14 protein-coding genes and 1 tRNA gene are annotated in these 24832 nt (G+C 34.6%); 6 read left to right on the plus strand and 9 right to left on the minus strand.

All coding sequences use genetic code 11. The annotated features are described in order from the left end of the window. Nucleotides 1-10 precede the first annotated feature (10 nt). The 4 genes from M0M57_RS06545 to M0M57_RS06560 all read left to right on the plus strand — a co-directional run bounded on the left by M0M57_RS06545 (nt 11) and on the right by M0M57_RS06560 (nt 13586). The gene (locus M0M57_RS06545; RefSeq protein ID WP_248436387.1) at nt 11-11968 is read left to right on the plus strand and encodes a T9SS type B sorting domain-containing protein; all 11958 of its coding nucleotides are present in this window, start codon (nt 11-13) and stop codon (nt 11966-11968) included. Between the two features lie 70 nt (nt 11969-12038). Beyond that, the gene (locus M0M57_RS06550) at nt 12039-12977 is read left to right on the plus strand and encodes a PorP/SprF family type IX secretion system membrane protein (RefSeq protein ID WP_248436388.1); all 939 of its coding nucleotides are present in this window, start codon (nt 12039-12041) and stop codon (nt 12975-12977) included. Between the two features lie 9 nt (nt 12978-12986). Continuing rightward, nucleotides 12987-13346, plus strand: a complete 360-nt coding sequence (folB, locus tag M0M57_RS06555) for a dihydroneopterin aldolase (protein ID WP_248436389.1) — start codon at nt 12987-12989, stop codon at nt 13344-13346. 169 nt (nt 13347-13515) lie between these two features. Continuing rightward, nucleotides 13516-13586: transfer RNA gene (locus M0M57_RS06560), tRNA-Cys, on the plus strand. 579 nt (nt 13587-14165) lie between these two features. Here the strand turns inward: M0M57_RS06560 and M0M57_RS06565 are convergent. The 8 genes from M0M57_RS06565 to M0M57_RS06600 form a co-directional block, all read right to left on the minus strand. Next, nucleotides 14166-14825: a GldM family protein gene (locus tag M0M57_RS06565; RefSeq protein ID WP_248436390.1), complete on the minus strand. Its 660-nt coding sequence runs from the start codon at nt 14823-14825 to the stop codon at nt 14166-14168. Between the two features lie 18 nt (nt 14826-14843). Further along, nucleotides 14844-15143, minus strand: coding sequence for a HigA family addiction module antitoxin (locus M0M57_RS06570; protein ID WP_248436391.1), 300 nt, complete (start codon nt 15141-15143; stop codon nt 14844-14846). Between the two features lie 11 nt (nt 15144-15154). Beyond that, on the minus strand, nt 15155-15436 hold the full coding sequence (locus tag M0M57_RS06575) for a type II toxin-antitoxin system RelE/ParE family toxin (RefSeq protein WP_248436392.1): 282 nt from the start codon (nt 15434-15436) through the stop codon (nt 15155-15157). 63 nt (nt 15437-15499) lie between these two features. Beyond that, nucleotides 15500-16183: a LysE family translocator gene (locus tag M0M57_RS06580; RefSeq protein WP_248436393.1), complete on the minus strand. Its 684-nt coding sequence runs from the start codon at nt 16181-16183 to the stop codon at nt 15500-15502. A gap of 85 nt (nt 16184-16268) precedes the next feature. Further along, nucleotides 16269-16937, minus strand: a complete 669-nt coding sequence (locus tag M0M57_RS06585) for a head GIN domain-containing protein (RefSeq protein ID WP_248436394.1) — start codon at nt 16935-16937, stop codon at nt 16269-16271. Nucleotides 16938-16990: 53 nt separating this feature from the next. Then, on the minus strand, nt 16991-17242 hold the full coding sequence (locus tag M0M57_RS06590; RefSeq protein WP_248436395.1) for a hypothetical protein: 252 nt from the start codon (nt 17240-17242) through the stop codon (nt 16991-16993). Between the two features lie 58 nt (nt 17243-17300). Further along, a complete protein-coding gene (rnr, locus tag M0M57_RS06595; protein WP_248436396.1) occupies nt 17301-19478 on the minus strand; it encodes a ribonuclease R in 2178 nt (725 codons plus the stop codon). A 133-nt stretch (nt 19479-19611) separates the two neighbouring features. After that, entirely contained in the window at nt 19612-21078 is a 1467-nt protein-coding gene (locus tag M0M57_RS06600) for a T9SS type A sorting domain-containing protein (RefSeq protein ID WP_248436397.1), read from the minus strand. Nucleotides 21079-21210: 132 nt separating this feature from the next. On the opposite strand from M0M57_RS06600, the gene M0M57_RS06605 reads away from it, so the two are divergent. Both M0M57_RS06605 and M0M57_RS06610 read left to right on the plus strand, forming a co-directional pair. Continuing rightward, entirely contained in the window at nt 21211-21447 is a 237-nt protein-coding gene (locus M0M57_RS06605; protein WP_248436398.1) for a putative signal transducing protein, read from the plus strand. Nucleotides 21448-22532: 1085 nt separating this feature from the next. After that, on the plus strand, nt 22533-23507 hold the full coding sequence (locus M0M57_RS06610) for an IS110 family RNA-guided transposase (RefSeq protein WP_248436399.1): 975 nt from the start codon (nt 22533-22535) through the stop codon (nt 23505-23507). A 58-nt stretch (nt 23508-23565) separates the two neighbouring features. Here the strand turns inward: M0M57_RS06610 and M0M57_RS06615 are convergent, their stop codons facing one another. Continuing rightward, a complete protein-coding gene (locus M0M57_RS06615) occupies nt 23566-24717 on the minus strand; it encodes a lycopene cyclase family protein (protein ID WP_248436400.1) in 1152 nt (383 codons plus the stop codon). Nucleotides 24718-24832 lie beyond the last annotated feature (115 nt).

Below are 24832 nucleotides of genomic sequence, written 5' to 3' on the forward strand. Positions count from 1 at the left end.
ACACCCCAAAATGAAAACGCCCCAAATACCACAATTAAAAACAATCTTCCTACTCGGTTGTTTTTTGCTACTCAACTTGGCTTCCTATGCCCAAGTTCCCGTTCCTTTTACGGTTCGCTACGAACGAAATTTAAAAGGAGATATGACGTTGATTTCAAACGGAATTGTGAACAGACAACATAATTCCAACGGTCCGAATGTTCCTTATAATGAAGTTGGAAATTCATCACAATACAATGATAACTTCGATATGCGATACATTGATATTGATGGTGATCCAAGTACATTCAGTTCTAGTAGTGCATCGTTAATTTTGCCTGCCAGCGGATGTAACAAAATTGTGTATGCCGGATTATATTGGTCGGCTACGTATCGATTTAACAACGGTTATTCCACTAATCCTGGAGATGGTGACAATGTTCGTGCAAACGATTTTAACCAAGTGCGATTAAAGTTACCCGGCGGGGCTTATCAAAACATCACCGGACAATTAATTTTTGACGGATTTACTAGTCCTGATTTTATTGCAAATAGTCCGTATTCGTGTTTTGCAGACATTACTTCATTAGTTACCGGTTTAGCCAATCCGGAAGGAGAATATACTGTGGCAAACATTAGAGCCACACAAGGATTTATAAATGGAGGAGGAGTTTCGGGTGGATGGACTATTTTCTTTGTGTATGAAAATCCAACGATGACCGGAAAATACATTACCGCTTATGATGGTTTTGCAGGTGTTCGTGCAGCCATTGGTCAAACGGATATTAACTATTCCGGATTTACCACTTTGCCGCCGCCATTTCCGGTAAGAGCAAAATTAGCTTCTGCTGCTTTGGAAGGTGATAACAGAATTACGGGAGATCAGTTGTTGTTTAGAGCGGCTTCCAATGCAACTTTTACCGCTTTGGGTAATACTTTAAATGCAACGAACAATTTTTTTAATAGTCGATTGACATTAAATAATGTAGACTTTTTAGATCGAGTTCCAAACAGTTTAAATACGTTGGGATATGATGGTGATATTATCACCGTTGCCAATCCGCTCAACAGTGTAATTCCGAATAATGAAACGGCAGCAACGCTTCGGATTACATCCAATCAAGATACTTACTTTATGTTCTTCAATGCATTCAATATTGAAGTCATAGAACCGGATATTAAATTAGTAAAAACAGTCGAAGATTTAGCAGGAAACGACATCGGTGGGGCTGATGTTAACCTAGGGCAATTCTTAGATTATGTTGTTACGTTTCAAAATGTGGGTAATGATGATGCAACAAATGCAACCATTCGTGACATATTACCAATCAATACCAGTTTTATATCAGTAGATTTAAGTGGGGCTCCTGGGGTGACTTTCACACACGATCCTGCTTTTGATGAATTGGTTTTTACTTTACCAAATAACTTAGTTGAAATAGGCGATCCTGTTTATACCATTCGCATTCGTGTGCAAGTGGCAACAACGTGTAGTGAATTGGAAGATGCTTGTTCAAATTTAATTCAGAATCAAGCTTACGCCACTTATCGTGGAATTTTAAACAGCAATTGGATATCAAATGACCCAAGTTTTGCCGGACTAGATAGTTGTGGATTTGGTCAACCGGGTCCGGCGAATTTCTTGGTCGATATCGATGATTGTATTTTTGAAAATGATGCTTATTTGTGTGGTACAGATTTAACACTTACTGCAGCAAATGGCTACGAAACGTACACTTGGTACAACAGTTCTAACCAAGTAATCGGAAATACACAAACCATCACTGTTTCCAATGTTGGAACCTATACAGTTGTGAATACGGCAACTCCTCCGTGTATCGGAATCACTCAAACGTTCAATGTTTTACTATTTGGAGCAACACAAACTAATCCGGTGATTCCATTTGCTGATGAGGTGGTGATTTGTCCGAATAATGGTGAACAATTGCCTTTAATTTTTCTTTGTGGAACCAATGATAGTCAGCTTATTCAAACCGGAATCAGCGATGCAACTAGTATCGTTTGGGAAGTGCTGAATGAGGCTAGTTGTCCTCCGGTTGGCATTGATACGTGTGCCAATAATAATCCGGCTTGTTCTTGGAATCAAGTAGGAACGGGTGCTAATTTTAATGTAACTACCGCCGGTCAATATCGCTTGACGATTAATTATCAAGATGGTTGTTTTACGCGTTTTTACTTTAATGTTTTTACAAATTTATTGGATATTCAATATGTAACAACAAACATTCTTTGTAATACGCCGGGAAGCATTACGATAACGAATCTTCCGTCTGATTATCAATTTCAATTAGTTGATCAGATGACAGGAAACATTTTAGTTCCTTATCAAAATAATCCTGTGTTTACTATTTCAAATGCGGGAGTTTATACTGTTCAAGTAACTCAAATTGGTGTGACAGAGGGATGCGTATTTGAATTACCAAACATCGGAATTCAACAAAATAATTTTCAAGTAAATTTGATTCCGCAAAACACCAATTGTAATGGTTTTGGAAGTATTCGTGTGCAAGCAACAGGAGCACAGCCGCAATATCAATTTAGCATTACCAATCCAATTTCTGCCACAAGCGGATGGGTTGTTGATAACGATTATACCTTCGATAATCTAAATCCGGGCACTTATACCGTTACAGTTGTTACAGAAGATGGTTGTTCATTTACCGGAACTGTTACAATTGAAGACCAAAATGATTTGGAATTAGTAGCGTCAGTATCTCAAAATATCACTTGTAATCAAGGGAATATTTTAGTAAATCCTTCTGGCGGACAACCTCCTTATTCTTTTACAATTTATAGTTTTAATGGAGCTTTATTAAATCCTACTTCTGCGGATTATCAAACAAGTGTTATTTTTGACATTGAATTTGGTCAGCAAGGAACCTATGTTTTCATAGTTGTAGATGCAAATAATTGTACCGCATTATCCAATCCTGTAACAATTGAATTAGTTCCTAATGTTCAGTTTACTACCACTGTTCAAAATATAAATTGTTTTGGTCAGAATAATGGATCTATTGTCTATAACTTAACTTCATCAAATGGTTTTCAGGTTTCTTATCAATTGTTAGATGAAAACGGAAACATCATCAGTACTAACAATTCAGGCATTTTTAATAATTTACCTGCTGGAAACTATACAGTTGTTTTAGTTCAATCACAAGGAAATAGAGTGTGTGAATTCCCAACAGATTTTACAATTACTGAACCAACGCCAATGACAGGTGTTGCAGAAATTACTGAAAATTATACTTGTATAACTAACGCAGGAACGATTAACATTGTTCCAGGAAGCATCACAGGTGGAACGGCTCCATATCTATTTAGTATTGATGGTGTGAATTTTGTTTCTTCTTCGGAATTTGCCAATTTAACATCAGGAAATTATACTATTTATATTCAAGATGCGAATGGATGTATTTTTACAACCAATACCATTTCCTTAGTTGCACCAAACCAATTAACCGATTTAACTTTTAATGCAACAGCGTTAACGTGCCCGGCACAAAATGCAACGGTAACAGTAACAACAGTTGGCGGAACAGCTCCGTTTACGTATCAAATCATCGCTCCTGCAGGACAAACAGTGAACAACGGAACTAATCCTATTTTTGCAGGATTAACTGCCGGAACATACACGTTTGAAGTAACTGATAGTAATGGTTGTACGTATCAAGAAACTTACACCATCAATCCATTACCAATAATTGATGTAATAGGTCAAACGATTAGCAATGTGGTTTGTTTTGGAGCTTCAAATGGAGCTGTTACTTTTACAGTAACCAATTCAAATCCATACAATTATCAAATCGTAAATAGTTCAAATGCGGTTGTTGCATCAGCAAACAATTCAAATTTATCGACTATTTCGCTAACAGGTTTAACTGCTTCAACCTATACAATAACGATAACAGATACCGTTACTAATTGCACTGACACAGCAACTGCTATTGTTGAAGCACCAAGCAGTGCGTTAGCTTTCACATTTGTTGCTAATCAAATCAGTTGTAATTCCAACGGAAGCGTAATCATTACAGCTACCGGCGGATGGGGAAGTTATCAATACCAACTTACTCAACCAAATGGGGTAGTGGTAGGGCCTCAATCGAATGCCACGTTTACAAATTTAACTCAAGCCGGAACCTATACGATTTCGGTAAATGATATAAACGGTTGTGTTGTGAGCAACACATTCAACCTAACTACGCCAACAAATCCTGTTGCTGTAATTGCATCGTCATCCGATTTATGTTTTGACGCTAATGGGGCTACATTAGTAATTGCAGTGACGGGTGGTGTAGTTCCTTATACGTACAGTATTAACGGAAATCCATCACAAAATTCAAACACATTTGCCAATTTAACCCCGGGAAGTTATACGGTAATTGTTACGGATGCTAATGGATGTACCTCAACTGTTTCACAAACTATTCAACCTGAATTAACAGGCGATTTTTCGTTAACCAAAGGTTTGGATTGTACAGCATCACCAAATGCTCAAATCTCAGCTGCAATCGCTGGCGGATTAGCTCCGTTTACTTATCAAGTTTCGTTCAACAGTGGAGCTTTTGGATCATCCACGAATGTGGTTGGAACTAACTTTGTATATTCTACTGCGAATGCCGGAAATTATCAATTTTTGATAACCGATGCACAAGGTTGTACTTTTACAAGTCAAACTATTACTGTTGAACCGTTGACATTACCTGAAATCACTTCTGTAGTAGAATTACAAGGAATTTTATGTCACGGAGGAAATGAAGGAGAAATTCAAATCAATACCAATAATGCGGTTGGATTAGCTCCTTTCGTTTTAGAAGTAATCAATACTACAACCGGTGTAAATTACGGAACTCAAACGTCAGGATTAACGGCCGGAAATTATCAAATTACATTAACTGATGCTAATTCGTGTACCGATACAGCATCCATTACATTAACTGAACCTAATCCGATTGCTTTCACAATATCAACAGTAGATATTACGTGTAACAATCCGGGTGGTACTTCTTATGGTGAAATAATCGTGCAAGGTGTAGCCGGTGGAACAGCTCAATATACTTATATTTTAAATAATAATTTCGGATTTATTGCTTCTTATACTCCGGTAACCAATGAAAATCATTCGTTCCAAATTCTTAATTTCGGAATTTATAATGTAGAAGTTATTGATGCCAATGGTTGTGTTTTACTAGTTGATAATATCATCATCGCTTCACCTCCAAGTGATTTGATTATTGATGTTTCTACTTCAACTTCTGATTGTGTGAACGGTGGAACAGCTGTCATTACAGTAACTTCTGCGGTAAGTAGCGGTTCATATGAATTTGCGATTTTAGAAACGAATGTTTTACCTTATTCAACAAACTATCAACCGGCAGATGTTGGAACTCCTGAAACTTCTACTTTTACAGGATTAGTTCCGGGTGTAACATACACGTTTGTAGTGCACGATTTAGTAACCGATTGTTATTATTTTAAAACTGCTGATACGCCAATCAACACACCTTCTAATTTAACTTCTGTGTTAGATGTGGTTGGAAATGTGAGTTGTACCGGAAGTAATGATGGTTTTGTGAATTTTACATTTGATAATTATGATGCTACGGCGACGAGTGTTTCCTACGAAGTATTTAATTCTCAATCGAATATTTCAACCGGAATTACCGGAACATCGTCACCACTTGGCGGACCAATTTCTGTAACAAATCTTGGCCCTTTAGCTCCCGGAATTTATTACATTTTATTTACTGAAAATGGAGGAACATTAACCGGATGTAGTAGTGCATCAGTGCCATTTACCATCTCTCAATCAACTAATTTATTGCAAGTAACTGCAAATGTTACTAGAAACGACAACTGTTTAAACAATAGAGGACGAATCACTGCAACCGGCCAATTTGGAACAGCTCCTTATCAATATCAATTGGTAGTAGCCGGTGATCCTGCTCCAACAGTACTAACTTGGGCGGGAAGTGCAACCAATGTTTTCAATGTTGAAGGCGGAAATTATGTAGTTTATATTCGAGATGCCAACGGATGTATTCAATCAGCACCTGTTTTTGTACCGACGGATCCTTCTCCCCAAATTTCAGCTACTGTAACCAATTTATGTACGGCAGCTCAAGGCGATTTTACAATTGAAGTAACGTTAACAACTGCCGGAATTGCTCCATATACATTTAGTTTAAACGGCGGAACTTTCCAAGCACAAACAGTTCCTACATTCACTTATACTAATTTGAATTCAGGAAATTATTCCATCAGAGTGAGAGATTTTAACGGATGTATTCATACTGTAAACCTTACTATTCCTGCTCCTTTGAATTTAACTCCGGCAATTACAGCTCAAACTTCTTGTGCTAATAACGACGGAATTATTACCGTAACACCTTTCGGCGGAAGCGGAACTTTTACTTATGAACTACAAAACAATGTAGGCGGTGTAATTGTTGCTGCTCAAGCTTCTCCAATATTCAACGGATTGGCTTCAGGGAATTATGTGGTGGTAATCAATGACACAACCACAGGCTGTTCAGCTCAAGCTCCAATTGAATTAGAACCTGCAACTCCTGTAACTTTTACCACTGTTCATAATGATGTAAGTTGTAATGGCGGAAATGACGGAAGTATTACTGTGACTTTACCGGCATCCAACGATAACCCGATTTATACGTATGTTTTAACAGATGGTGTAAATGCTCCAATTTCTCAAAATAATGGTGTTTTCACCGGATTAGCGGCTGGAACTTATACTATTACTGTTACTTCTGCCAGAAATTGTTCTTTACAAGAAATCATTGTAATTGATGAACCGGCTTTATTAACAGTTGCTGCAACGGCTACCGATTTTGCTTGTGATGCTTCCAATGTGGTTCAAACATCAACCATTACAGCCGCAGCCAATTTTGGAACAGCTCCTTATGTTTACAGCATTAACGGAACGAATTTCTTCGCATCCAACACATTTACAATCGTAGATAATGGAAGTGTTCAAAACATTACTGTGACTGTTCGTGATGCTAATAATTGTTTGACGACAACTCTTGTGAACATTAATCCATTACCAACCATTACTGCAGTTACTACAACAACGGTAACGAATTTAACGTGTACGAATGACGGAACCGTTCAAATTAATGTAACCGGTGGTTCAGGTGATTTTACATTTGAATTATTACCCCTAGGAAGTCAGCCTGCTATCACACCGGGAAGTGGTGTTTTCAGTGCTAACTTTACGTTAACTGAGCCTGGAACCTATACTTTCCAAGTAACTGACAACGAAACAGGATGTTATTTTATAACTGCTCCTTATACAATCACTCCTTTTGATACCATCGAAGCAAGTATAATCAACTCATCTGCTGTAACTTGTTTTGGCGATACAGATGGAACTATAACTGTAAATGTTTTAGGTTATGTTGGAAATGTAACCTATGATGTAATTGACATTCAAGGAAATACGGTTGCTTCCGGAAGTGGAAATACTGCTATAAATCCGTTTATCGTTTCAGGATTATCAGGTGGAAATTATCAAGTAGTTGTCACAGCAACTGAGACACCTTTCTGTACAGCTACATCCAACTTTGCAGTAGTTTCTTCGCCAAGTGAGCCATTGGTTTTAACAGCGAATGAAACAGCAAATGTTACTTGTACTAACAATTTAGGTGAAATTTTTGCCAATGCAATCGGAGGATGGGGAACGTATCAATATGAATTGGTCAACAACACGACTGCTACAACTGTTCAACCTTTTGGAGCCAATTCGTTATTTACAGGATTAGCAGGCGGAAATTATACAGTTTCTGTGCAAGATGCCGGAGGATGTTTAGTAAGTACAACTGTTATTTTGGTTCAACCGAGTTTAATTTCGGCTAATCTTACTTCTATCAATACTAATTTACTTTGTAATGGTGATACAAATGCTTCTGTAACGGCTGCAAATGTAATCGGAGGACAAGGAACGTATCAATACATTTTGAATACGTATGATTCAACCGGAACAACAATTGTAACCAGTTCAGGAGGACAAACGAGTCCAACTTTTGATGGATTAGGTGCAGGAATTTACAGCATCACCATCACAGACGGATGGAATTGTGATTTTACAACTAACATCATCACAATAACTGAACCAACAGTTGTAGTAGCTTCATTAACATTAACAAGTTCATTAACTTGTACAAATGATGCAATAATCACACTTTCTGCTTCGGGTGGAACGGCTCCGTATCAATACAGTACCGACGGAATCACTTTTACCAACACAACGGTTTACAATGTTGGCCCAGGAACGTATCAATTTTTTGTAAGAGATGCAAACAATTGTGCCGTAGTTCAAACCAATCAAATCACGATAGAAACTATTCCTGATTTAGAATTGAATTTAAATTTAAATAGTGCCAACATCAACTGTTTTGGAGAAAGTACAGCAACCATTATTGCCAACACAACTGGCGGTTTAGGAAATTACAGCTACACACTTTTAGACAATGCGAATAACGTAATTGCCGGTCCACAAAGCAGTGGAATGTTCACCAATCTTCCATCCGGAAGTTATATTGTTGAGGTGGATAGTGTCGATTGTAATGCGGTTTCATCACTAATCCAAATCACTGATCCGCAAGAATTGATGATTTCTAATTTGACTGTCAATAATGTTTTATGTAATGGAGGAGAAAACGGAAGTGTTTCCATCCAAACTACAGGAGGAACAGGAACAGTTCAATATGCGATTTCGCCTAACTTAAATCAATTTTTCAACACCGGAACATTCAATAATTTAGCTCCGGGCAATTATGATATTATCGTTCAAGATCAAAACGGATGTTTTATTTTATTGGATATCGAAATCACTGAACCTGCTCCATTAATAGCTGATGTTGATTTAACAACAGTGGTTCAAAACTTATGTTTAGGTGATAATGATGGTTCGTTTACCGTTCTAATCACCGGAGGAACAGCTCCATATTCAACCAGTTTGAATAACCAAGATCCGGGTGCTTTTGTTGAAGGACAATTATCGTTCTCAGGATTAGAAGGCGGAACTGATTACTTCATCTTCGTAAAAGATGCCAATGGTTGTGAAACAATTGCGTATATCTTCTTAGATGCTCCGGTAGAAGTAATTCCTGCCATCGAATCAGTTGTTTATAATTGTTCAGGAAATGTGCCGGGTAACATCGTAACCGTTTCTGTCAATGCATCTGCAGTTGGAAATGTTCAGTATGCTTTGGATGGCGGAACTTATCAAGCTTCAAATGTGTTTGTGAATGTTCCAGCCGGAAATCATACTATTTCAGTTCAACACACCAACGGTTGTACCAAAACTGTTGATATGAATATCGATGATAATCAACCGTTAAGTGCAACTTTATCAAGTGTTCAAAACGTACTTTGTAATGGTGATTCAACAGGAAGTGTAACCATCGACGTAACTGGAGGAACCGGAACAATTGAATATGCGATTTCACCAAACTTAACCACATTTACAACAAACAATGTGTTTACTAATTTAGCCGCCGGAACGTATGACATTATCGTTCGAGATGGAATTGGATGTAGTGTTACGCAACAAGTAATCATCACTGAACCGACAGTTGTGACCTCAAGTGTTTCTGCTTTGGTACAAGAATTATGCACAAATGACGGAAACGCAAGCATCTCAATTGCTGTAAATGGCGGCGTTGCTCCGTATTCAACAAGTTTGAATGACCAAAATAATTTTGTTGCGAATCAATTTACCTATTCTAATTTAACTGGTGGACAAACTTATACCATTTTCATTCAAGATGCCAATGGTTGTATTTCATCCATACCTGTAACGTTAGATGCTCCGGTAACGATTATTCCAACGGTTGATATAGCGTATTTCTGTACAGGAAATGTAGTTGGAAACACCGTAACTGTTAGTGTAAATTCAGAGGTCGTTAATGATGTAACCTATTCGTTAGACGGAGGAACTTACCAAACATCTCCATCATTCACGAATGTTCCTGTTGGAAATCATACCATCTCGGTTCAACACACCAATGGTTGTACTCAAACTGTTAATTTCATCATCGATGACATTCAACCGATAAGTGTTACTGTGTCAAATGTTCAAAATGCACTTTGTAATGGTGATTCAACAGGAAGTGTAACGATAAACGGAACTGGAGGTTCAGGAACAATTGAGTATGCTATTTCGCCAAACTTAACCACATTTACCACAAATAATGTATTTACAAATTTAACTGCCGGAACATACACAATCATCGTTCGTGACGGAATTGGTTGTACTCTTTCACAAGAAGTAATCATCACCGAACCAACTGTTGTGACTTCAAGTGTTTCTGCTTTAGTACAAGAATTATGTACTGGTGACGGAAATGCAAGTATCACAATTACTGTAAATGGCGGTGTTGCTCCTTATTCAACAAGTTTGAATAACCAAAACAATTTTGTAGCCAATCAATTTACGTATTCTAACTTAACTGGTGGACAAACTTATACCATTTTCATTCGTGATGCTAATGATTGTATATCATCTATTCCGGTAACGTTAGATGCTCCGGTTACTATTAATCCAACGGTTGCTGTAACCTATGTTTGTACAGGTAATGTAGTAGGAAATGCAGTAACAGTTAGTGTAAATTCAGCTGTGGTAAATAATGTAACCTATTCATTGGATGGAGGAACTTTTCAAGCATCTGCCACATTCACCAATGTTGCGGTTGGAAACCACACCATCACCGTTAGACATACCAATGGATGTGAACAACAAGTTCTATTTACAATCACACCGTCAACTCCGGTTCAAGCTTTATTTACTCAAGTAGATGTGACTTGTCATGGTGAATCAACAGGTTCTTTCCAAGTTTCAGCCTTTGGAGGAAGCGGACAATTAGAATTTGCTGTTTCTCCAAACTTGACAGATTTTGGTCCAAACCAAACATTTACCAATTTACCTGCCGGAAATTATACGGTTATTGTTAGGGATGAAATAGGTTGTACTACCCAGTTAAACATCACAATCAACCAACCAAACGCGTTAAATACTTCCTTAGTAACCATGTTCCCGGATTTATGTGCCGGTGACAATGTGGGTGCAATTGAAATTTCCATCAATGGTGGAATTGCTCCTTACTCAACTAGTTTGAATAATGAAAACAATTATACACCCAACCGTGTTTTGTTTGAAGATTTAGCTGGCGGACAAACCTATACCATTTATGTAAGAGATGCCAATGGATGTGTAACAACATTGGAAGTTGATGTGGATGGAGGAATTAATATTTCTCCTGCTACAAACATTGTTTATGGTTGTGTTGGTGATACTGCTTTAAACACCGTTACCGTTAAAACGAGAGAAGACGTATTCGCGGATGTAACATTTTCATTAGATGGCGGTGCATTCCAAACCGGGAATGTATTTACCAATTTATCAAATGGAAATCATTCAGTAACAGTTCTTCATGAAGATGGTTGTTCGGAAACTATTGGATTTACCATTTCAAATTACATTCCGATTGCGTTGACTTTATCTGAAACGTATCAAAATCAGTTTACGGCAACAACAACCGGAGGAAGTGGAAGTTATACCTACTATCTAAACGGAGTAGACTATGGATACAACAATGTTTTCCAAATATTAGCTACCGGAACTTACACCGTTCTTGTTCGTGATGAAAACGGTTGTACGGCCGAAGCTCAAATTTACATTGAGTTTATCGACATCGATATTCCAAACTTCTTTACACCAAATGATGATGGTGATAACGATACGTGGGTTCCTGAAAATTTAGAAGGATTCCCAAATGCACGCGTAGAGGTTTTTGACCGTTACGGAAGAATTATTACGCAATTTGGACACAAAGGCGAGTGGGATGGAACCTACAACGGATCACTGTTACCTACCGGTGATTATTGGTACACCATCACGCTAGACGGCGGAAGACAATTTGTTGGAAACGTTACCCTTTACAGATAAAAAAATAAAAAAACAACCAACTCCAAGTCGCCACAAATTTGGAGTTGGTTTAACCCAAAAACCTACAACCATGAAAAAAATAGCCCCATTTTTCATTTTGCTAGCTTTTCTAAACGGAAAAGCCCAGGAATTAAACCTACCTTCTTTTACGCAATATTTAGCTGATAATCCATTTATAATTTCGCCGGTGTATGCCGGAATTGGAGACAATGTAAAAATCAGAGCCAACGGATTTACACAATGGGTTGGAATTAAAGACGCACCCGAAAATATGTCGCTTGCCGGCGATATGCGAATTCATGATCAATCAGGAATTGGTTTGTATTTGTATAGCGATAAAAACGGAAATACCCGTCAATCTGGAGCAAAAGTGAGTTTTGCTCATCATATTGTAATTGATAAATATGCGGAACAATTTGTTTCGTTTGGAATTTCGTACGCTTTAAATCAGTTTCGAATTGAAATTGAAAATTTTACCGGACAAGATATGGCTGTTGTTGATGATAGAAGACTTACCAATCACAATGTAGATGTTGGTTTTTTGTATCGTAAAAACGGTTTCTACGGTAGTTTTACCGTTGCGAATTTACTAAACAAAAATTTAGATGTTTTTAATGATGTTGAACCGTTGGAACTACGTAATTATCAAGTATTTACGGGTTATAAATGGAGAAGTTCATCCAACAATGATTTTGAAGTAGAACCATCCGGATTTTTTCAATATTTTGAAAGTGATCAAAGATCAACAACAGATTTGAATTTGAAGCTGCGTTTTTATAACTTTGATGATTATTACTGGGCAGGTGTTTCCTATCGGTTTTTAAATGATCAATTGTTGGAACCTTTGAATATTGGACCGATGTTGGGATTAAAGAAAAGTAATTTTTACTTCGCTTATTCCTATCAAATCACGCTCAACAAATTGGTGAATTACAATTCGGGTACGCACATGGTTACGCTTGGTGTAGATATTTTCCAAGGCATTAGCAACTGTCCGTGTACCTTTTAAAAACAACAAATGGGAACAATTAAATTACAAAACATCCGAACGTTTTCGTTTCACGGCTGTTTGATGGAAGAAAGTAAAATCGGTTCAGATTATTCAATTGATTTGGAAATTAAAACTGATATGCGAAAATCGGCCGTTTCCGATGATTTGCACGATACAGTTGATTATGTTCATTTGAATAAAGCAGTAGTGGAAGAAATGGCCATTCGTTCCAAGTTATTAGAACACGTTGCTCATCGCATTATCAAACGAATTTTTGATGAAATTCCGGCTGTTTCACGAGTAATTGTTTCGGTTTCAAAGCTGAATCCGCCTATTGGTGGTGATGTGGAAGCGGTTACGGTTGTGATGGAGGAATACAGGAGTTAGAAGGTTGCGAGTTGAAAAGTTGCGGGTTACGGGTTTTCTGCGTAAAATTGTCATTCCGAAGAATGAGGAATCTCATAAATTTAAGATTAAGTTTACTTTTAGAAAAAGTTTTTTGAAGTTTAGCTTTTTAACTTTAAACTTTTTATTTACATTTGCCATCCGATTATAAGGCGTCGTGGCCGAGCGGCTAGGCACCGGTCTGCAAAACCGTCTACCCCGGTTCGAATCCGGGCGATGCCTCTGAAACCTTCAAGGAAACTTGGAGGTTTTTTTATTTTAAATTTTTAGAAAAAATTAATTAAAGATAATGCAAAACCGTCTACCTCGGTTCTCCCGATTACTATCGGGAGGGCGATGCCTCAAAATTAAAGCTTCTTGAAAAAGGAGCTTTTTTTGTTTTAAATTTTTAGAAAAAATTAATTAAAGATAATGCAAAACCGTCTACCTCGGTTCTCCCGATTGCTATCGGGAGGGCGATGCCTCTGAAACCTTCAAGGAAACTTGGAGGTTTTTTTGTTTTAAATTTTTAGAAAAAATTAATTAAAGATAATGCAAAACCGTCTACCTCGGTTCTCCCGATTACTATCGGGAGGGCGATGCCTCAAAATTAAAGCTTCTTGAAAAAGGAGCTTTTTTTGTTTTAAATTTTTAGAAAAAATTAATTAAAGATAACGCAAAACCGTCTACCCCGGTTCTCCCGATAGCAATCGGGAGGGCGATGCCTCTGAAAGAGTTACTGAAAAGTAGCTCTTTTTTTTAGCTCCATTGTGTCATTTCGACGATAGGAGAAATCTCAATGTAATTGAAAATTTAATAAAATCAATTTGAAATTTGTATTTGAATTAAATCAATTGGATGGATTAAAATATTTAGTTCACTAAGTAGCTTAAATTCAATATTATAGATTAGTATTTTTTTACCTTTTTTTAAATTTAATAGTTCTTTATATACCTCATCCGTAATTTTACTTCCTTCAATGTGAAATTTCTTTTTTTTATGTATATATAAATCAAAACTTGTCACTTTTAAATTTAAAAAATCATATAGAAAATCTTCTAAATAAAAAGAAATCTCAGCATCTTTTAATTCTTCTTTTTTCATCAAAACGATACAGTTTTGACAATTTTTATTGTTAATTCTAGCAATATGTTTCTTTAAATTTTTTATCCTGAAAAAGTGTTCTTCAACCACTTTTGAATCGTCGTCTAAAATAATCTCTAATTTAACAACCATTTCATTTCCTTGTCCGGGAACAATATAATATTTACCATTTTCTTCTTTTACCCCTAATCCAGAAACAGTAAATGATCTTGCGTTTGGAACAGCAATTGAAATTGGATTTTGAATTCCTCTATAAACTACATTCAATTTATCGGCAGAAATGAGTCCTATTTTAGATTTTGAAACAATTACAGAATCATTTTGTGCCAATAAAAATTGACAGAAAAGTAAAGAGAGTATGAGTTGAAATTTATTCATTCAAACATTTCAAAAAAACTAAGCCGCATCCGTATTCATCGGTTGAATACTATCCAATTCTGTTTTTTTAGCCATTTTTTCTTCTTCAATATCATAATCATCTTGTAAACCTAACCAAAACTTGGCAGTGGTACTAAAGTATTTTGATAATCGCAAGGCTGTATCTGCAGTAATTCTTCTGTTTCCTTTAATAATTTCGCTTATGCGAGTTTGAGGAATAAACGTTTCTTTTGATAAACGGTATGCTGATATTTCAAGTGGAACAAGAAATTCTTCTTTTAATATTTCACCGGGATGTATGTTTTTTAAAGTTGCCATAATTTCAATTTTTAATGATAATCTATAATTTCTACTTCTAAAGCATTGTCATTTTCCCACCTAAAAATTATTCGCCATTGTTTATTAATTCTGATACTATGAAATCCTTCAAGATTTCCGCTTAATTTTTCTAAATGGTTTGCAGGTGGAATCCTTAAATCATTTATGTTTTGAGCATTATTAATCATTCTTAATTTTCTTCTGGCTACATTTTGAATGTCAGAAGGAAGTTTTCTGGATTGAATTCCGTTCCAAATTTTCTCCGTTTCTTTACATGTAAAACTTTTAATCACAGAACTATAGATTATATACTAACGCCAAAGGTAAGTAATTTATTGTTGATAATAAAATTAAAATCAATCTTTCAACCTCTCAAACTTCTCCTTAATCATTTCTTTTTCCTCAGGAAAAAAACCTTGAATGATTAAAAAGAACCCGAAAATCATTAGAATTACACTGATAACGCGTTTAATTTTATAAATGATATAGGGTGTTAAACGGTTTTTGAGTTGTTTGGCTAAGATGATTTTTACCACATCGGTAATTAGATAAGTAATTATGATAACGGTCATAAACAACACAATTCGGTCAGTTTCCATATTCATTTGCGGACCAAAGACGATGATGATTCCCACCCAAAAACCCAATACACCAATATTGATGAAATTGAGCAAAAATCCTTTAAAAAAAAGCCCTAAATAATTGTTTTTCGGAATTGAATCGGCTAAAAACTCAGGGTTGAGGTTTTTCTTTTTTACTCTTTTTTCTCTGATAAAGGAAATTAAACCAAACACAAACATAATCACTCCACCAAAGATGAATAAACTCGGATCGTCTTTGAGTTTTTCCAGCAGTTGGTTGGTACTGAAATAAGCAATCAGAATAAAAACCAAATCGCCAAAAACAACACCAAAGTCAAATGTGATGGCAGCTTTAAAACCTTTGGTTATACTGGTTTCTATCAGTACAAAAAACACAGGACCAATGGTGAAAGCCAAGAGAATTCCCCACGGAATGGCAGCTAAAATATCGTTAAGCATTGAAAAAAGTTTCAGGTTTAAAGTTTCAAGTTACGAAACTTTCTAAATGCTAATTTAAAATTTAATATTCAAATTAACACATTTCTTAGTTCATTTCTTTAATTGAACCGCCTAAAACTGTTTTTTGATCAATTTGTTTTGGTTTTCCGTAGATGTAAATATAACCGCCGGCTCTCACTTTGGCATCCACATAATCGGTGGCATGAATACTGGCATTTCCGCCGGCATTAATACTTACTGTTGTTTGCTTGGAATTGAATTTATTAGCATTTAATTCGCCTCCGGAAGTAACTATAACCTCTTGATTTTGAGTAGTTCCGGTAATGTTTATTTTTCCGCCGGTTGATGCTTTACTATTACATTTTTCTACATCTAAAGCAATTTTAATTTCTGCTCCTTCTTTGGCATTCAAATCAAAATTGACTGCTTTAATTGATTTTTCTGCAATTACATACGAACCTTCGCTGGCTTCAACACCTTCTAATTTTTTGTAATAAACGGTGGCTTCAATCACTTCTCCTTTTAATAATTTGGTCAGCGGCATGCGGATTTTTAAATCGCCATTGTTATTAATCACTTCCACTTCTGAAGCTCTTGAACCTTTGATTTCAACTTTATTTTCATTGGATGGAATGAGTTGAGCTGAAATTCTGTCAAATATTTTTACCGTTGTAAAATCGCCCGGACTTTTGGTTACGGTTTGAGCAAAAAGGGGAGAAGTGGTTAAAATGAAAAGGAAGATGATTTTTTTCATGATGTGATGATTTTGATGATTGATTAGCTTCAAAAATGAAACCTTTTATAAATTTATAAGGTTAACCAAATAGTAAAAATAATAACTAATGATAAACCTATAATATTAACTTTAATTCTATTCTTAATAAACTTTTTTAATAAAAAATCAATAAATAAACCGATAAATCCCAAAATTGATGATCCTAAAAATGCTATAATTTTATACCCAGAAAGACCTTCTTCAGTAATATAAAAAAATATTAAAATTAGAAACCATAAAATTGAAAATACAGTCAGTACAGTCAAATTTTTAAATAAATTCATATAAATAAATTAAAAATCTTGCAGGAAAACTGATTACTAAAAACTGCCAACTGACCACTTACTCTTTTCTTCTAATAAAATGAAAATCCAATTGTTTTTTAACCAAATCGGCATTTTTTACTTTAACGTAAACTTCGTCGCCTAATTGTATAATTTTTTTAGAAACTTCACCTACTAACGCATATTGTTTTTCATCAAACACATAATAATCATCTTTAATTTCACGGATTCGTACCATTCCTTCGCATTTATTTTCGATGATTTCTACATAAATTCCCCATTCGGTTACACCGGAAATAACACCTAAAAATTCTTGATCTTTATGATCTTGCATGTATTTTACTTGCATGTATTTGATGCTGTCTCGTTCCGCTTTAGCAGCTAAATTTTCCATATCAGACGAGTGAGCACTTTTTTCTTCATACAATTCTGCCGAAACCGATTTTCCTCCATCCAAATAATATTGCAACAAACGATGTACCATCACATCCGGATAACGACGAATTGGTGATGTGAAATGCGAATAATAATCAAAGGCTAATCCGTAATGACCAATGTTTTCAGTAGAATAGACCGCTTTACTCATACTTCGTATAGTCAATGTATCGACTAAATTTTGCTCTTTTTTTCCAACTACATCATTCAATAACGTATTCAATGATTTAGAAATATCTTGTTTCGATTTGAAATTAATTTTATAACCAAACTTCGAAATCACCGTTTGTAAATTGATTAATTTATCTTCATTCGGTTCATCGTGAATTCTGTAAACAAAGGTTTTCTTTTGTTTTCCGATAAATTCGGCCACTTTTCTATTGGCCAACAACATAAATTCTTCAATTAAATGATTGGCATCTTTTGATATTTTAAAGAAAACACCAACCGGTTCTGCTTTTTCATTCAAATTGAATTTTACTTCCACTTTATCAAACGAAATCGCTCCGTTTGCCATTCGTTTCTGACGAAGAATTTTAGCTAATTCATCTAATTTCAATGTTGCTTCAACAATATTTTGAGGTGTTTTATAATCATTTCCGGTTAATGAAATTTCGGCCGGAATGATATCTTTTTTGGTTTCGATGATGTGCTGAGCTTCCTCATATGAAAAACGCTGATCAGAATAAATCATGGTTCTTCCAAACCATTGATTGATTACTTCTGCTTTGGGAGAAACTTCAAAAACGGCAGAGAAGGTAAATTTATCCTCGTGTGGATTCAGAGAACACGCGTCGTTACTTAAAACCTCCGGAAGCATCGGAACAACACGATCTACTAAATAAACCGATGTGGCTCGTTTATATGCTTCATCATCCAAAATCGTTCCTTCTTGCAAATAGTGGGAAACATCGGCAATGTGAATGCCAATTTCATAATTTCCATTGTCTAATTTTTCAAACGATAATGCATCATCAAAATCTTTCGCATCTTTCGGGTCAATCGTAAACGTTAATGCTTTTCGCATATCGCGACGTTTGGCAATTTCTTTTTCGGTTACGGAAGTATCAATTTTGTTTGCAAAAGCTTCTACTTCAATCGGGAAATCATACGGTAAACCATATTCTGCTAAAATTCCGTGAATTTCTGTATTGTGTTCACCAGGTTTTCCTAACACTTTGATGACTGATCCAAACGGACTATCGGCTTTAACCGGCCAATCCTCCATTTTTACTAAAACTACATCACCGTGTTCGGCATCGCCAATTTTATTTTTTGGGATGAAAATATCGGTGTACATTTTAGCATTGGCAGTTGTTACAAACGCAAAATTCTTTTGAATGTCAATCACACCTACAAATTCAGTTTTGGCACGTTCTAAAATTTCTAACACTTCAGCTTCGGGTCGGCGAGAGCTTCTTCGGTTGTAGATGTAGGCTTTTACTTTATCGTTATCTAATGCGTGATTTAAATTGATAAACGGAATGAACACATCTTCTTCCAATTCATCACAAATAAAATAGCCTGTTTTTCGGGAAGTCATATCAACGGTTCCTTCGTAATATTCGGCTTTGGAAACCATTTGGTATTTGCCAACTTCTACTTCGTGAATTTTATCTTGAGCTTTTAAAATTTTTAAATCTCTAATAATTTCGTTTCTGCTTTTAGTATCATCTAATTCTAAAATAACAGCTATCTGTTTGTATGTGAATGATTTATTGGTTTCTTTTGACAGAATTTTAAATATCTGTGCGGTAAAATCTTTATTTTTTTTACCTAATTTTCTGGGTTTCTTACTCATAATTCTTTTCTAATAAAGGTGAAAATTACGAATAAGATGGGAGAAAATGGAATTTAGAAAGTAGATTTATTGAAAATATAACAAAACAGGTTCTCTTTAAAAACAACCTTTTACCAGTAAATATGAAATATAATTAATTTATAACTAATGTTTTTGTTGCTTTACCTTGATTAGTTGTTAGTTCTAAATAATAACTTCCTTTTGCTAATTCTGATGTATTAATAACTTCATTTACACTAGTTTTTACTACTTGTCCTAGAGAATTATAAATTGTTACTTTTTCTATTTGTAAATCATTTTCTATTAAAATGGTTACATTTTCTTTAGAAGGATTTGGATAGATTAAAAAAATATTTTGTACAAAAGTATCGTTGGATAAAAGATTTGTTATGTTAAACACCCGTACATGACCGGCATTAGCACCATTTCCATCATTTAAATAAGCTCCAACTGCCAGTACATCACCATCATTTGATAAACTTATTGCAAAACCACTTTGATCATTAGCTGCTTCACCATTTATATCTAGGCCTTTTTTAGTCCAAACACCGGATATATTTTTATAGATACGTACATGACCGGAACTAAAACCATTTCCATTATTAAAAGGAGCTCCAATAACTACAGTAGTACCGTCTCCTGATAAACTTACACTTCTGCCACTTTGATCATTTACTGCTTCACCATTGATATCTGAGCCTATTTGGTTCCAAATTCCCGATATATTTTCATAAATTCGTACATGACCGGAATTAGAACCATTTCCATCATTATTTGGAGCTCCAATAGCTATAATATTACCATCACTTGATAAACTTACACTAATACCGCTGTAATCTCCCGCTGCTTCACCATTAATATTTGATCCAATTTGTGTCCAAACTCCGGATATATTTTCATAAACTTTAACTTGGCCGGAATCAATACCATTTTCATCATTACCATATGCACCAACTGCTACTATAGTTCCATCGGACGATAAACTCACATTATAACCACTATAATCAAAAGCAGCTTCACCATCAATATCTGAACCTATTTGCGTCCAAACTCCGGATATATTTTCATAGATTCGAACATGACCAGAGTTAGAACCATTTCCGTGGTTACCGGAAGCTCCAATAGCAACAACATTTCCGTCAGATGATAAACTTACACTCCTACCACTAAAATTAACAGCAGCTTCACCGTTAATATTTGAACCTATTTGATTCCAAACACCAAAATTATTTTCATAAATTCGTACGTGACCGGAATTAGAACCATTTCCATCATTATTAAGTGCTCCAATAGCCACAATTTTTCCATCACTTGATAAACTTACACTATTACCAGAAAAATCACCAATTCCTTCTCCATCTATATCTGAGCCTATTTGTGTCCAAACTTCTGATATATTTTCATAAATTCGAACATGACCGGAATTAGATCCACTTCCGTTATTATTTGGAGCTCCAATTGCTAATATGTTTCCATCTAATGATAAGCTCACACTGGCACCACTGTAATCACCCGCTGCTTCTCCATCTATATCTGCACCTATTTGAGTTTGTGCTAAACTGAATAACGGAAATAAGAGTAAAGTAAAAAAAATTTTCATATTATATTTTTTTTTATTGAGTGTAATATAATGTTTTTATCTATGATAAACTAATTAAAAAAAATATTTATAAACTTGTATTTCTTTGTAAATCAAAATATAAGTTAATATATCTTTATGAAAATTTAAATAATGAAAGACTTTATTACTGTTGCGGTTTTTAATTTACCAAGTGAAATTGCTGTGTTAAAATCGATTTTAGAAAACGAAGGAATTCACTACTTTTTTGAAAATGAAACAATTGTTTCGATTGATCCATTTGCGAGTATTGCTTATGGCGGAATTAAATTAAAAGTGCATCGAAATGATGTGGAAGTTGTGAGAGGAATTTTGGATAATTTAGATAGTCATTTGCGGATTGTAGAATAGTTATTTCTCACAGAAAGCACGAAAAACACAAAATTCTCTTTTTTATTATCAAAGAACACAGATTTAAAAAATTTAAGAAATCTATATAATAGATGGAACGCGGATGAAACGGATTAGCTTCGCTAAACGCAGATTTAAACGGATTTCCTAACTAGAAGTAAAAAGGTATTTAAAATTAAAAAGAATACACAACTTGAAACCTTAAACTTGAAACTTCTTCCATCTCCCAACTTCCCGCTTCCATCCAAAACTTAAATAGTTTTCAACATTTATTAAATACAACAAAAAGAAAAATTAAATTAATTTAAAATTTATGATGGTTATTATAGCGTGTTCATTTGTACAATAACTTTATCTATTAAACTTGATTTTAAAAGTTGTCGTAAGTTATACAGACTTGTTAACAGGGTTACAAAAAGATAAAATCCTCAAAATGAAGAAAATTTTAGTTTTTATTAACAGTTGTTAACATTCAATTTTTGATCTAAATTATTAATAAGTTTGTTGTGAAAAACTGTTGAAAACCGACTTTAAAAAGTTGATAATTTTAAAGTAAAAAATCAAAACAAAAGTTGATTTATTCATTTCAATTTTTGATTAGAAAAAATTTCCATACTTCTTCAAAATACTTCTAAAATTCTATCTGAATTTATCAACAATCTGTGTTAATTTAATGTTACCTCATTATCAAGCGATTATGAAATACTGTTAACAATGGAAAGATTTAACGTTTAGTTTATTATAAAGATAAGATTATCAAAGGTTTAGTGGAAAGTTGATTAAAAAGGGTTTCTTGAGTTTTTTGTCATTCCGACGAAGGAGGAATCTCAAATCGAAACTTACTGAGATTCCTCCTTCGTCCTTTAGATTTGTTTCTTAGAAAAAATCAATAAATTTATGATTGAGAAAGGAAGCAAAAGTACACTATTCCTTCGTCAGAGTTAATTACTCATATCCTGATTAAGACTTTTGCCTCCCTTTTTCATCAAAGACTCAAATAGAAATTAGGGAACCAGACCCATTATTAAGGAGTTGAGCTTATGATGAATTTCTCAAATCACTTGTTTAACGTTAAAAGCAAAGTTATGAAAAACATTATTATTGGCATTGACATCAGTAAGAAGACTTTAGACATTTGTATTAAAGATGAGAAAGTTTCCTACTTTACTATTGAAAACAAAGTACAGAACATTAAGCGTTTTTTCAAAATGTATTCTACTAACTTTCCTATTGTAGCAATGGAAAACACAGGTAAATATAATTGGAATTTGTTGCAGGTCTTGGAATCTCACAACTTTAAAGTTTATATCATATCACCCTTACACTTAAAGAAGAGTATGGGCCTTACAAGAGGAAAAAATGACAAGGTTGATGCACTTCGAATTTGTAATTTTATCGAGAAGAACCATCAAGAAATTACACAATGGAAACCTTCATCCTTGACAATCAGAAAAATTAAAGTACTGCTTACAGAAAGAGCAGCAAGAATAAAAATGAGAAAACAATTGACGAGCCAGCAGGATGACTACAAACTGATGAAAGGAATTAATATGGACAAGGAATTGCTGAAATTAAATTTGCAACTTGTTAAGAGTATTGATATTCAAATTAAAAACATAGAAAAAAGTATAGAAGAAGTTATCTCTAGTGAATCAGAATTAAAAAATAATTATCAATTGATGAAATCTGTTCCTGGTGTAGGCAAAGTACTCTCTTGGATTATTTTGGCAAAAACGGAAGGGTTTACAACTATAACAGATCCAAGGAAAATGGCATGTTATAGCGGAGTTGTTCCTTTTGATTTTCAGTCAGGCACATCAATAAAGCGAAGACCCGGAGTGTCAAGGCTTGCTGATAAAACAGTTAAAAGAGTCTTGCATCTAGGAGCGATGAGTGCTATTAGGAATGATAATGACTTAAGAAATTATTATCTTCGAAAAGTAGAAGAAGGTAAAAATAAAATGAGCGTTATAAATGCAGTTAGAAACAAAATAATACATAGGGTTTTTGCAGTAATTAAAAACCAAATTCCTTATCAAAAAAATTTGGTTTTATCATAGAAATCGAAATGACAAGATTGTGGGTAAACGGTGACCGAAAACAGATAACAAACAACGGTTACACCAACTTCCATAAAGCCCGAAAAGTAGCCTTAATAAATAACCATTTTGGTAACGTTAACATTACTTTTAAATCAGAATAAATAGTTCCTTCTTCGTTCAAAAATTTGAAGATATTTTGAATGGAATTTTTTTGAAAAAGTGTTCCAAAAAGTTGAGCTCCCAATTCATTATTTTGATGTAAAACTTCCAACAAAATTAAATCATAAAACCAATAGCGGTTTTTTTGATGAAATTTGGAAAGGTTTTGATTTGTTTTTAAAAATCCCACCAATTTTTCAGATTGTTTTTTACTGTTGAAGAAAGTAAAACCTGTACTAGCTTTTGTCCAACCACCTGCCGTTCCGATAAATAAAATCCGCTCTGAATTTTGTTTATGAAACGGAAAACAAGTCATTGGAATGTTTCCTGCTTCTTTTTCTACAATTTCATAATCTGTTATTCCTAAATTTTGAAGATAGTTTTGAATTGCTTTTTTGTATAGTGATTTTTCTAATAAATCTTCAGAAAACAACGTATATTCAAACAAAGCTTCGCTTTTTGAATTTGGTAAAACATACATAAATCGAGTGTTTCCGTCTTGTTCAATCGTAAAATCCATAAATTTTACTTCAGAATCATCAAAAATTGCTTCTTTGGTTTTGATGAACCAGCCGATAAAATGTTGCTTTAAATAGGGATATTTCTTTTGGTTGAGAATTGGATTAACATCAAAAAAACTATTCAATAAAAAATTTGAAGTATAAGTTTGATTTTTTCCTTGAATTTCAACCGAATTTTCAATCGTTTTCCAATGTATGATTTCATCATTTATAAAAGCAAAATTAGATTTAGATGAAATCGTATCGAATACCAATTTGTAAAAATCACTACTTCTAATCATTTTATACAAATAAGGATGCATATCAAAAGATTGTTGAAAATCCTGATTTCCTATAAATGCTTTTTCCCAGGTTTTAGATAGGATGGAATCGAATTCGCCATTTGGTTCTTCCCAAAAACACCACGTTCGGTCGTTTTGGTTTTTTATTTCTTTGTCGATGATTAGAATAGATTTATCATTAAACCACGGATCATTCGCCATTTGAAAAGCGGTGAGTAAACCGGATAATCCGGAACCTAGGATGATGTAATCGTATTTTTTTGACACGGATTTCACGAATTAACACGGATTTTGAATTTCACAAAGCTACTTATTATGATTAAGTTTATGATAAAAACTTAAAATTAAGCAAATTTTTCAGCGTCTCGTCTCCCATCCAACG

Origin of the sequence: Flavobacterium azooxidireducens, from assembly GCF_023195775.1 — a bacterium.
GTDB lineage: Bacteria > Bacteroidota > Bacteroidia > Flavobacteriales > Flavobacteriaceae > Flavobacterium > Flavobacterium azooxidireducens.